The organism is Candidatus Magasanikbacteria bacterium RIFOXYB2_FULL_38_10, assembly GCA_001783145.1.
Classification (GTDB): domain Bacteria; phylum Patescibacteriota; class Patescibacteriia; order Magasanikbacterales; family UBA10003; genus GWC2-40-17.
Window position 1 is genome coordinate 1 of sequence record MFQT01000007.1, and the last position, 11,615, is coordinate 11,615.

The window sequence follows — 11,615 nt, forward strand, 5'->3', positions numbered from 1 at the left end:
TACCCAAACCCACTGGCCTCTACCATTTCTGCGGCGGTTTGGGAGTAATCCACCTCTATTTCAAAGAACAAAGCCCTGGGTACTTTCTCCAGTATCTTGGCTTTGGCTTGTTCTCTGGCCTTGCCGTTAGTCTTAGCTTTAACTTTCGGAAGCTTAAACCAAGGCTTGGGCTGGGGATAAGGCAGATCTATCCGCGGGGTCTTGTGAACCTTGCGGCGAATGCCATCCTCGGCTACGGCCAGGAGGTACCAATCGCCACCTCTCCAAGTATTTGAAGTATGTCCTCCACCCACTCTACCATCCTCAAAACCCATGACAAAATCGCCCCAAACAGTTCCAAAAGCTATAGCAGATGTCACTTTGCGGCTTTTCAGTTTTTCCCTGTGGTCGCGTAGCAAAGCCAGGACATCTTCAGCCTTAGCGTGTTTAAGACCAAGTTTTTCCAGCAGAGCTTTGGCCTCTTTGGCGTAAAAGTCGGGCTTAAAGAAAGGCACCAGGTAAAGAAGTTTAGTCACCTTTCCTTGGCCGGAAATAGGTGCTTCCCATGCATTTGCGGTAGGAGAAAATCCCGTATCCACAAGCATCTGCTCTTTGCTCTGGTTGTAATCCACCGTCACACTAAAGGGCATACTGCCAAAGGGCAGCTTAGGGAGATTCTTAGCCATCTTCTGCTCCTTTGTTTGTGAAAAGAACAAGACAGATAGTTTTATCATATTTTAAAGAAAATGTCAAGCCCCTAATTTGCCCAAAAATTTTAAATAATAAAAAACCGCTTCACGTTAATGAAGCGGCAAAAGAACTATTTTAGACTATTAATATTTATGGGCAAGACCAGGGATTTCAACCTTGTTCCCAATAGAGGAAGAGTCGATTGGGCAAACACACCGGCATTGAGTCGGTTCATATCCGGCAAGGTAGTTGTAGATTGATTTACTATTGACGAAAAATCCGATAATCAGCCATAAACCCATAAGCATAACACCAAAAATGAGAAGAAAAGCTTTAGCCACTACTTGGCGTTTTTTCCATTTTCGCTCATCAAACTTTTCTTTATCAGGGTCTTTGCTTCGCTTGGAGGAATTTGCTTTCTTTAAGGGAAATCCACTCAAGTTAACACGGATAAGATCTTTTCTTTCATCCAGGCCACGCAAGGCCAAGCCAAGGGCTGTGCTCAAAAGGTGGGTATTTTGTTCCCCTAATCTTTCCGTGAAAAGATTAAAGGGAGTAATGGTTTCCTTTAGTCTTAAAGCCAAGGCAAGCAAAAAGGCCGGATCGTTAGAAACTCCGCCTGTCACCAGGATGCTTTTGAATTCAGAGTGATGAATATCAGTGGCTAGGAAAAAATCTAGGGATTTTTGGATCTCTATTGCAACGATATTGTAACTGCGAGCCGTTTCTTCTGCCACTTCGGCTCTTTTTTCCTCAGGAGCGCCGTTTATCTTCCATTTTTCGGCTTCTTCCCAAGAGATGTCAAAGTGTGACATCAGGTTTGTGTTAACTGCGTTGCCGCCTGTGTTAATATCACGTGAAAACACCAGCGATCCGTTAAATAAAATGCTCATTTTGGTGGATTCGGCGCCAATATCAATGATGGCTACCGATTTTCCATCTGTTTGAGGATTTAGACCTTCAGCTATTTTTACCAAGTTGGCCAAAGTGATTTCGCAGGGTTCAGCCGTGATTGGTCTTAAACCGGCGGCAGTAGCCAAGTTAAGGCAGTTAACAACGATACCCTTTTTAGCGGCTACCAAACAAATATTCATGGACCCTTCAGGTAGAGAGTTGGGTTCAACAATGTCAGCATCTACATTTACTTCTCTAATATCAAAGGGAATATACTGCTCCGCTTCCCAATGGAGGGACTCTTTTAGTTGGTCTTTGTCCATCTTTGGCACGGTCACTTTTTTAACAATTGTAGGCCAAGGAGGCAGACCGATTGCGCATTCCAAGCCGTGAGTGCCGGTCATATCTACCAGCTTTTTAACCGCCTCAAGCACTCGATCAAATTCTACAATCTCCCCATTTTCAATGATGCCTTGATCTAATGCCAGAGTGGCAAAACGTGTGACTGCCCAAGGCTGGGAGGGATTGCGGGTACGACAGACGTGTACAATTTTAACAGTGTGCGACCCAATGTCCAGGCCTACAAATTCCTGGCGTCGATTAGAAAAGATTCGTTTGTACCAAGGACGCAGAGGCAAAGTTGTGTCTCTGGCAGCGTATACAATTTCCCTTGTGAATGGAACACCGTCATTGACTTGTCTTCCCATGATTTTCCTCTGTTAGTTGTTAAGGATCCATACCCTAAACTTAGATTAAATTTTTATATTTGTCAAGCAGAGTGAGTCAAGGATTCTGCATTAAATAAAAAAAGCCGATAGTGTTATCTATCGGCGAGGAACTGGTTAGGAATGGTTATTTGTCAGCGGGTGGCTGACCCGCAAGGCTCTTACGGCGATCATGCTCGGCCACGCGCCAGCGCATGAAGGTGACATGATAGGGCTCACCTCGATCCTTGGCCTCGGCAAAGAAGGCGTCACGGCGCTGCATTTGCTTGAAGGCCGCCTGGTCTTCATCCTGGGTCAGTTCGCGACCCGTCAGGACATTGCCTGTCCGGATGAGAAGTCTGCCCAGTCCACGGCCAGCTCTATCCACACCCTTGCCGAACCTTTCCAGAAGGTCATCGAACTCGTCACGGGTTTCCGGTTTCATTGAAACACTCCTTGTGGTTGTTAAACAGGCACTTAGTAAGTCAACTTTATTACTTTTTGTTTTATTTGTCAAGACAGGGCTTTAATAATTTTGTCAAAAATCTCGACTGTGTTAAACTTTATTTATCATATGAAAATTTGCCTTATCTCCAATTTGTATTCTCCCTATAATCGCGGCGGAGCGGAACAAGTGGTTAAAAATACCGTTGATGGACTTTTGGAAAAAGGTCACGAAGTGGTGGTAATCACCGCCCGCCCGCGTCAAAGTGGTGTTTGGGGCCTTTCCGAAACTCCGCATCTTAAAATTTACGCCTTTTTTCCTTTTAACTTTTTTTTCTATGGCAATGATTTTGCCCATCCTTCTTGGTTAAGATTTTTTTGGCACATCTTGGACACGTTTAATCTTCATTCTTATTTTGTGGTGCGCCGGATTTTACAACAAGAAAAACCAGATGTGGTGCACACCCATAACTTAAAAGGCTTGGGATTTTTAATTCCTTTGGCCATCAAAAAATTAAATTTATTTCATGTTCATACTTTACACGACGTGCAGTTGGTTGAACCTAGCGGCATCATCATTACCACCCAGAAAAAATCTTTTTTTTACGAAATTTTTAGACAAGCTTACGAAAAAATTTGCCGCGTACTTTTCGGCTCTCCACAAGTGGTTATTTCACCCTCCAAATTTTTATTGGAATTTTATGAAAAAAGAAATTTTTTTCCTCACTCTCGCAAATTGGTAGTGCCTAATCCCGTTATATCTAAAACCGGAATTTTTTCTTCCCGCCCCCCCCGTCAACCTTTTACTTTTTTGTATTTGGGTCAGATAGAAGAACACAAAGGCGTTTTATTTTTAATTGATGCTTTTAAACTTTTTTCTTCTTCCTTTCCGCAGGTTAATTTGTTAGCGGTGGGCGCCGGTTCCAAATTAGAAGAGGCGCGAAAATTAGCCGGCGGCCAAGAACAAATTATAATCAAAGGAAGGGTGGACAGGGGAGATTTGTCGCAAATTTTTTCCTCCGCCGATTTAACTATTGTGCCCTCATTGTGTTATGAAAATTCTCCCACGGTTATCTTTGAAAGTTTTGCTCATGGTGTGCCGGTTTTGGCCTCTTCCATAGAGGGTGTGGCAGAACTTATTAAAGATGGAGAGAATGGTCTGACTTTTTTGGCCGGCAATAAAGAATCTTTAATCTCTAAACTTTCCTGGGCGGTGCAAAATCCGGAGCAAATACAGCAGATGCGACCGGCCGCTCTAAATTCCATCCAAGGTCGCGGTTTAGGTGAATATCTTGACAAATTGCTTAAAATGTGCTATAATGAAGCGTTATAAAAAATTGCCTAAATTTAGGCGCTAAATAGCACAATTTATCTATGTTTATGTTCAAAAGACTGGTTTTTTTAGGTTTGTTTGCTTTAATTTTATCTTTGATTTTGCCCTTGGGTTTTAATCAAAATGATAATTTTAAAACTTCTGCCGCCGATGAATTAAGGCTAACTAAAGGCGCGCAGGTTAAACATCCGGCCTTAGGCGGGGATTTTGTGGTTTGGATTGAGTATCGTGAAGGAGCTTATAATCTTTATTTTTATAATTTTACCACTAAAAAAGAAAGCCAGCTTAATAAAAATTTTCCTTTAAGTTTTGACGCGGTGGGCCCCGTGGTTTACCAAAACTATGTTTATTTGGCCGACCATGCCGCTGAAGGTTGGAATATCTGGGAGTTTGATATTGACCGCAATCTTTCCCGAAAACTTATCAAAGAAGATAAGGCCGTTCAAAGTCTGTCGGCTTATGAAAAATATGTGACGTATGAGGTCAAAAATGACAATACCACTGATGTTTTTCTTTTGAATAAAAACAGCGTGAGTGTTGAGGAAATGGTAAAAAATATAACCAATGATGAAAGCTATCAAAAGTCTCCGGTAATTTTTGGCAGCTTAATAGCTTGGGGAGAATTTTCCGTCTGCAAAACAGAAGATGTTGGCTGTGATCCTTTTAAATATGGACGCGTCATTACTTATGATATACTTTCCGGTGTTAAAAAAATTATCAAAGACAACGTGGCCAGTTTAAGTCCGGTGCAAATCAACAATTGGGCTCTTTCTTGGTCGGAATTAGAAGGTAGTACCAAAGTTGTTAAAGTCTACGGTTATACCACCGGAACCGGTTTTAATGTTTCTCCAAGCGATTATCACAGCTACAATCCAATAATGTTTAGTGATTCCCTTGTTTATTTTGTCAGCCGTTCTGCCGGCGAAGATTTGGAACTTTTTCAATTTTCCACCGGTAAACATACTATTTTAAGCTGGAGCAAAGCAATTAAAAAAGAGCCAACTTTGGGTTCTTCCAATCGTTTTGTCTCTTGGATTGACAATCGTTTAGGCACTGATGATTTATATTATTTTGATTCTCAAGCTGAAGATCCCAAAGCCGTATCGCAAGCTTCCGAAGATATTATTGATCAAGATAATGACGGCTTAAGAGATTCTTTAGAGTTTACTTTGGGAACCAATCCTTTTGTTTTGGATACTGATAATGACGGTTTAGCCGATAATGAAGAAGTAATAAGATACCATACTTATCCTACTCAATACGATTCTGACGGAGACGGTATTAAAGATGGCGAAGAAATTAATAATTGGTTGAGTGATCCTTTAAAATTTGATTCTAATAATGACGGTATTGATGATAAAACCAGCATCGTTCAGGGTTATAACCCTATGGCCAATCGCGCCAAACTAACCGTTTATCGCACTATAAAAATGGAAGATCCTGCCCAAGAAAAAGCGGAAGTCTCTTATTTAAAAAGAGCCTTGAATAATTATTTGGGCTATGGACGCTGGTTTGTAAAAAATCAGACCGAATGGAATAATATCAGCAATGCGTATTCTTATGGTGGATATAATATCAAAGAAATTGGCGCGTATTTGCGCGGCGATAAATCCGCCATCAGTTTTGACACTTTAGCCACTGTTTGGAGAGAACAACAGGAATTAAACAAATTAGCCAGTAATTAAATCAGCCAGGGGAGGCTGATAAAAAAGGCGGGTAGTTAGAAGGTAAGATTTATCTTTTAACCACCCGCCTTTTTAAGTTGACTAAAAGAGTTTTTTCTTTGTAAGCAAAGCCTTACTGGTTTTTGTTAGTATATTTAAAAATAAAAATTTTTCCGTTATCAATTTGCCACCACTCATCTGCTGTAAGTTTAGCCGCAGGCAAAACCTTGGTAAAAGAATCCCAGTAATCATTAAGCACTAAGTAACTTTGGTTTATACCAGCCAAATTCATGGCTTTGGTCATTGTTTCCGCGTTTGGTTCCCTGTAAACCATGTCTTCAAAATAATGATAAAGGTAGCCGCCGGTGGGCAAAGAATAATAAAAAATTTGTTCTCCCAAGGGAGTGGTAAAATATTTTTTATAACCGAATTCTTCAATACCGGCGGCGCTAACACTGATATTAGCCAAAACCAAATAAGGTGCGCCGGCGCTTTTTTTATCAATTTCTTGCACGGCTTTAAGATCACTTTGGGAAGTATTGATGTAGTGGCTTAAGGCATAGGCATCAACCCTGGGATAAGAAAGATAAAAAGAAAAGGTAAGCAAAATAGCCAATAAACCGGCGGAAAAAAAATTAAACAAGGCTAATGTTGTTTCGCTTTTTAATTTTTTTTCTAATTTTTCCAGCAAAGCAAAAAAACCGTAAATAGCTAAAGGTAAAAGCAGATAAAAAGAAAAATGAGCCAATCTTTCCGCGTACTGCCCTTGTTCGGCATTACCCAGGCCTTTAAAAATGAGGGAGGTCTTTAAAAAGAAAGCGTTAGCGCCAATAATTAAAAAAGATAAAAACAGCAAAACCGGCACAGTATAATTTTTGTTTTTAAAGTAAAAATAGATTGTTCCGCCTAAAGCCAAAAGAAAAATCAGGTAAGGTAAAAAATTTTGATAAAGATAAACAGGTAAAAAAAGCCAGCGATGAGAGCTAGAGATAAATTGAGGGAAAGTTGGTTTTAAAAAATGCCATAAATCATATCCCGCTGGTTTGTTAAAAGAAGCGCCTTGAAATTTTACAAAAATTGCAGGCAAGATAAAAAAAGAAGCCAACGTAATTGCCAGAATGGCCATCTCGGATAGCATTTTTAAGCTAAGCGATTTGTTTTTTTGTCTGGCTTTAAATAACAGGATAATAGCAAAAATAATACCGAGTGGCAGACCGGTTAAAGGATGGGTGGCTAAAGTCGCCAGAACTAAAATTAAAGGAACTATCCCTCGGAGCAAATTAGTAGAAAGATAAAGCAAGGAAAAACAAATGGCCGCCAGGGCGTAAAAGTTGGCCAAATCCTGAGGGGTGGAGGCGATAAAATGAGAAAAAGGATATAAAAAAATCAATAAAGATCCTAGACGGGCTATTTTTCTTTCTAATTTAAAAGTGTGGCGTAAAATAAAAAAGAACAGCGGTGCCAAGAAAATGGCTTCTAAAATTATAAGCAACCATTTATCTACTATTCCCAGTGGTAAGCTGGAAATTTTTGACAAAAGCACCACTATGGCATATTGGCCCAAGTAATAGGGGGTTTTGGGCTCTAAGGTGCCGGTTTGATAGATATAATTTTCTGCCGCGCGGTGCAAGGTGGGATCAAAGCCAAAACCTACTTTATAAATTAACAAGGCTACGGAAATCAGCAGTAGGGAGTGAATAAAAACAATGCTTAAAGAACGGACGCTGTCGGAAATTTTTTTTAAATACCAAAATAAAATGAATGACAAAATAAAAAAAGCCGCAAAAAATTTGTAAGATAAAAGAGTCCAGGGGGAGCGGATAGCCGCGTCTGTGGCGTGGCTAATAAGATAAGAGATCAGATAGATATCTCCAAAAAATACCAACCAACCCCAAAAATTTGAGCTTCTGGCTTTGGGCTCAATCAAAGGCACCGGTTCCATTAGTCCGGAAGACCAATCATTAATATCTTTTTTAACATAACGAGCAAAAGGAACAATAACCGTTGGCAAAAGAGCGATTAAAAAAATTATCACTTGATTGTCCAGCCGGTAAAAATAAAAAATAAAACCACCACAGATGGAAAAAAAGGCCAATAAAAGCAATGGGCCAAAAAGTCTTTGCCAAAATCCGTCCAATTGCGGCAAAGCCAGTATGCCCAAACGTCGTCCAAAATAAAAAATATAAATAACAGAAACAACCAGCCCCAGAGGCAGGGAATGCAGTTTAAGCAGGTTGTAGGATAGAAGTCCTACCAATAAAAGGGAAAAAATGATATACTTTTTCATAGGAATTGGTCAAGCGGCGCATTTGAATCATTTGCCGTTAAAGGTTGTTTTTATTGTAAAAACGCGCCCTTACTTTACTTTAGATTAACATTTTTGCGTTTAAAGAGCAATTATGAAACGTTATCTTTGGTTGTTGGCTAAAAAACACTATGATATTTTTATTTTGCTTTTACTGGCCGTTATTTTTTTTATCGCCTATCTTTTTTTATATATTCGTCCTTCAGTTTTAAATCTTTCTCCGGCTAAAATTTTATCTTGTAGCAGTAATCCTATTTTTAGCAGTGAAAAACACGAGACAATTTCGGCGGTGGCCGACGTGGAAATTAAATGTGGCGGCGGAGAACCGGTGGAGATAAAAGAAAAATCCGAGCCGGCTTACTTAATTCTTAATCAGCCGGACGAGTCTGTCAATTATTTTTTTATCAGACAGTTCGTTAGGGAAAACTCCTTTAATTTAAAAGAAAATTTAAGTTCTATTTCTTTAAATCAAGTTCATCCGCGCAGTACCACCGTAATCGACGGCCAAATTGTACCTATTGGTTTTCCCGGATTTATTGTTTTAGTCGGCTTGGCGGTAAAAATCTTGGCCTTTATTTTTGACAAAAATCTTTTTAACCTGCTCTCCATTATTTTTACTCCACTTTTAGCCGCCGCCTCTCCGTTGGTGGGCTATTTTTTTTGGCGGAGATTTTGGGGTAAAGGGGTGGCTTTTGCTTCGTCGGTGATGTTTTTCATTTTGCCGGCTTGGTGGTACAACGCCAGCCGTCCTTTTCAACATAATTTGTTGTTTGTTTTCTTTTTGCTGTGTGCGGCGCTGTCCTTTGTTTTAAGCCGAGAACGCGTCGGAACAAAAAAACTCCGGTTGATTTTTTTGACTGGTTTATTCTGGAGCTTATGTATTTATTTGCGGCCGGCGGAAATAATTTGGCTTTTGGGGCTGGGAATTTTTACTTTGATTAAAACCAAAAAAGAATGGTCTAAAAAAGAGATGGGATTTTTAATTTTAGGTTTAGTTATTCCAGCTATTTTGTTTTTTGTTACCCAATATGCTTTTTACGGCAATATTTTTGGCAGTGGTTATGTTAAGCCTTTGGCTGGCGGTTCCAGTGGTCTGGTATTCAGCGGTCCGCAAGGTATTAATTTTTGGCAGGCTTTAGTTTTGCCTTTTGGTTTTCATCCTGCCAATATGGCTAAAATTTTTATCAAATATTTTTTCTTGTTGTTTAGGCCGTGGTTTTTAATTACGGTGGCGGGCTGGCTAATGTTTTTTTTGGATAGAGAAAAAAATAAAAAGGAAAAAATAGAAGCAACTACAGGCTCTCAATCCGGAGTTTTGGTCATCGCCTTGCGCCGTAAATTTCCCGTTACTTATTTATGGGTTTGGTTTTTCATCAGTTGTTACATCTTAACTTACTATGGCTCTTGGATTTTTTATGATAATTTAGTGGGTATGGCCTCTATCGGCACTTCTTACGTGCGGTATTTTTTGCCGATCTATGTTTTTAGTTTGCCCTTGGCCGCTTATTTTTTAAGCATCTTGTGGCGAATTTCCAAATTTGCTAAATTTATAGCAGTGTTCCTTTTGATTATTTTGGGTTTGTCCAGCTTAACCGAGGTTTATTTTAAATTGGATGGCTTAAAACAAGTTAAGGAAACAGTCGGGCAATATCAAGCGTGGCGCGATCAGGTTTATTTTTTAACGGAAAAAAATGCCATTATTGTCACTCGTTATGGCGATAAGTATATTTTTCCCGGTCGCAAAGTTATTCCCGGCTGGAGTGATCCAAATCAAATCAAAGCTATTGATAATTTGTTAAACGCCGGCTTGCCTGTTTATTTTTATGATTTAAAATTAGAAGAAGGAGAATTTCGGGATTTACGCGCACGGCTTAATGAGAAGGGTGCGGATTTGGGAGTGATGATTGCCGCTTGGGACAATTTACAACTAATAAAAATAATTAAAAAGTAACCCCCTATGGTTAAGGATTGTATTTTTTGTAAAATTATCAGTGGAGAGATTCCCAGTTTTAAAATTTATGAAAATAATCAAGTGTTGGCTTTTTTAGATATCAATCCTGTCAATCCCGGCCACACCTTAATTATTCCCAAAGATCATTATTATAATTTTTCCGATACGCCGGAAGAAATATTGTGTGAACTTATTAGAGCTGCTAAAAAAGTAGCCCCGGCTGTTTTAAAAGGAGCGGGTGCGAAATCTTTTAATTTAACCATTAACAACGGGGCCGAGGCTGGCCAAGTGGTGCCTCATACTCATTTTCATATCGTGCCCAGATTTAACGGTGATGGTTATAGATTGTGGCCGGGTAAAGCTTATGCCGCGGGAGAAATGGAAGAATTAGGTCAAAGAATTAAAAATTATGTGGAAGAGAATTAAAACGGAAATTGTACATCAAAATCCTTGGTGGATTTATCGCCACGATACTTTTGAAATCCAGGGGAAAGAAGAACCGGGGGAATATTATTACGCCGAAACACCCGGTAGCGTAATGGTAGTGCCTCTTTTAGATGACGGCCGAATCGGGCTGATTAAAACCTATCGTGGTTTGTTTGGCAAATGGAGTATAGAATTTCCCGGCGGTGGCGTAAAAGCTGATGGTAATTTTGAAAAATCCGCTCGCGAGGAATTGCAGGAAGAAGCTGGTTTGGGAGCAACGGAGTTAATTAACGTGGGAGAGTTTTGCCCCTTTAACGGAGTCAGTACGGAAATTTGTAAAATTTACTTGGCTCGCGGCCTTTTTAGGGTGCCGGCGGAAAATAACCCGCAAGAATTAATAGAATTGATGCCGCGGCGGGTTGATGAAATGGAAGAATTGATTAAAAATAATCAAATTTGGGATGGACAAGCTCTGGCGGTTTGGGCCATTGTCCGGCCTTACCTTTTTAGAGAAAATTAATTTTTAAATTTAAAAATTATGAGATTATTGGTTTGTGGCGGAGCTGGTTTTATCGGTTCCAATTTTATTCATCACATGTTAAAGAAGTATTCGGACCATTTTATTATTAATTTTGATAAATTGACTTACGCCGGTAATTTGGAAAATTTGCGCGATATAGAAAAAAATTCCAATTATAAATTTGTTCAGGGCGACATTACTAATTTGGAAGAGTTAAATAGAGTAATGGCGGATAACCAAATCACGCACGTGATAAATTTTGCCGCCGAAACTCATGTGGACAGGTCTATTCATGGCGGCTGTCAGGATTTTGTTTTAACGAATACATTAGGTGTTCAAATGATTTTGGATGCGGTAAGGTTTAATAAAGTGCAAAAATTTGTACAGGTTTCCACTGATGAAGTTTATGGTTCTTTGGGTTTGGATGAGGATAAAAAATTTACCGAAAACACGCCTATTTGGCCTAATATGCCTTATGCGGCGGCTAAAGCCGGCGGGGATTTAATGTGCAATGCTTATTTTATTACTCACAAGGTGCCGGTGGTAGTGACGCATTGTTCTAATAATTATGGGTCATATCAATTTCCGGAAAAGGTTATTCCTTTTTTTGTTTTTAAACTATTAAAAGGAGAAAAAGTGCCTGTTTACGGTGATGGTCTTAATGTGCGCGATTGGATTCACGTGTTAGATCACGCCGCGGCCTTG

At 39.7% G+C, this 11,615-nt stretch carries 8 protein-coding genes and 2 pseudogenes; 6 read left to right on the forward strand and 4 right to left on the reverse strand.

What is annotated here, in order from left to right; genetic code table 11:
• The 3 genes and pseudogenes from A2294_00220 to A2294_00230 form a co-directional block, all read right to left on the reverse strand.
• Positions 1–629, reverse strand: a pseudogene (locus A2294_00220) (hypothetical protein).
• A gap of 183 nt (positions 630–812) precedes the next feature.
• Positions 813–2,270, reverse strand: coding sequence for a hypothetical protein (locus A2294_00225; GenBank protein ID OGH85903.1), 1,458 nt, complete (start codon positions 2,268–2,270; stop codon positions 813–815).
• A 145-nt stretch (positions 2,271–2,415) separates the two neighbouring features.
• On the reverse strand, positions 2,416–2,712 hold the full coding sequence (locus A2294_00230) for a hypothetical protein (protein OGH85904.1): 297 nt from the start codon (positions 2,710–2,712) through the stop codon (positions 2,416–2,418).
• 129 nt (positions 2,713–2,841) lie between these two features.
• Here A2294_00230 and A2294_00235 point away from each other — a divergent pair, with 129 nt between their 5' ends.
• Together A2294_00235 and A2294_00240 are read left to right on the forward strand one after the other, a co-directional pair.
• Positions 2,842–4,044 (forward strand): hypothetical protein, encoded by a 1,203-nt coding sequence (locus A2294_00235; protein OGH85905.1) that lies wholly within the window; start codon positions 2,842–2,844, stop codon positions 4,042–4,044.
• 47 nt (positions 4,045–4,091) lie between these two features.
• Positions 4,092–5,729, forward strand: a complete 1,638-nt coding sequence (locus tag A2294_00240; protein ID OGH85906.1) for a hypothetical protein — start codon at positions 4,092–4,094, stop codon at positions 5,727–5,729.
• 112 nt (positions 5,730–5,841) lie between these two features.
• Here A2294_00240 and A2294_00245 read toward each other — a convergent pair whose 3' ends face one another.
• Positions 5,842–7,995 (reverse strand): hypothetical protein, encoded by a 2,154-nt coding sequence (locus A2294_00245; GenBank protein OGH85907.1) that lies wholly within the window; start codon positions 7,993–7,995, stop codon positions 5,842–5,844.
• A gap of 112 nt (positions 7,996–8,107) precedes the next feature.
• Between A2294_00245 and A2294_00250 the strand changes: the two genes are divergently transcribed.
• The 4 genes and pseudogenes from A2294_00250 to A2294_00265 all read left to right on the forward strand — a co-directional run bounded on the left by A2294_00250 (position 8,108) and on the right by A2294_00265 (position 11,615).
• The gene (locus tag A2294_00250) at positions 8,108–9,964 is read left to right on the forward strand and encodes a hypothetical protein (protein ID OGH85908.1); all 1,857 of its coding nucleotides are present in this window, start codon (positions 8,108–8,110) and stop codon (positions 9,962–9,964) included.
• A gap of 6 nt (positions 9,965–9,970) precedes the next feature.
• Entirely contained in the window at positions 9,971–10,390 is a 420-nt protein-coding gene (locus A2294_00255; GenBank protein ID OGH85909.1) for a hypothetical protein, read from the forward strand.
• Positions 10,374–10,910 carry a hypothetical protein gene (locus A2294_00260; GenBank protein ID OGH85910.1) on the forward strand — a complete coding sequence of 179 codons (537 nt, stop codon included), beginning with the start codon at positions 10,374–10,376 and terminating at the stop codon, positions 10,908–10,910. Before A2294_00255 ends, A2294_00260 begins: the two co-directional genes overlap by 17 nt.
• Positions 10,911–10,928: 18 nt before the next feature.
• Positions 10,929–11,615: pseudogene (locus A2294_00265) on the forward strand (dTDP-glucose 4,6-dehydratase).

What these genes read in the sequence shown, in the direction of transcription:
- A2294_00250 (OGH85908.1), top strand. Translation starts at nt 8,108, where the DNA reads ATGAAACGTTATCTTTGGTTGTTGGCTAAAAAACACTATGATATTTTT.
- A2294_00245 (OGH85907.1), bottom strand. Translation starts at nt 7,995, where the DNA reads ATGAAAAAGTATATCATTTTTTCCCTTTTATTGGTAGGACTTCTATCC.
- A2294_00230 (OGH85904.1), bottom strand. Translation starts at nt 2,712, where the DNA reads ATGAAACCGGAAACCCGTGACGAGTTCGATGACCTTCTGGAAAGGTTC.
- A2294_00240 (OGH85906.1), top strand. Translation starts at nt 4,092, where the DNA reads ATGTTCAAAAGACTGGTTTTTTTAGGTTTGTTTGCTTTAATTTTATCT.
- A2294_00255 (OGH85909.1), top strand. Translation starts at nt 9,971, where the DNA reads ATGGTTAAGGATTGTATTTTTTGTAAAATTATCAGTGGAGAGATTCCC.
- A2294_00235 (OGH85905.1), top strand. Translation starts at nt 2,842, where the DNA reads ATGAAAATTTGCCTTATCTCCAATTTGTATTCTCCCTATAATCGCGGC.
- A2294_00225 (OGH85903.1), bottom strand. Translation starts at nt 2,270, where the DNA reads ATGGGAAGACAAGTCAATGACGGTGTTCCATTCACAAGGGAAATTGTA.
- A2294_00260 (OGH85910.1), top strand. Translation starts at nt 10,374, where the DNA reads ATGTGGAAGAGAATTAAAACGGAAATTGTACATCAAAATCCTTGGTGG.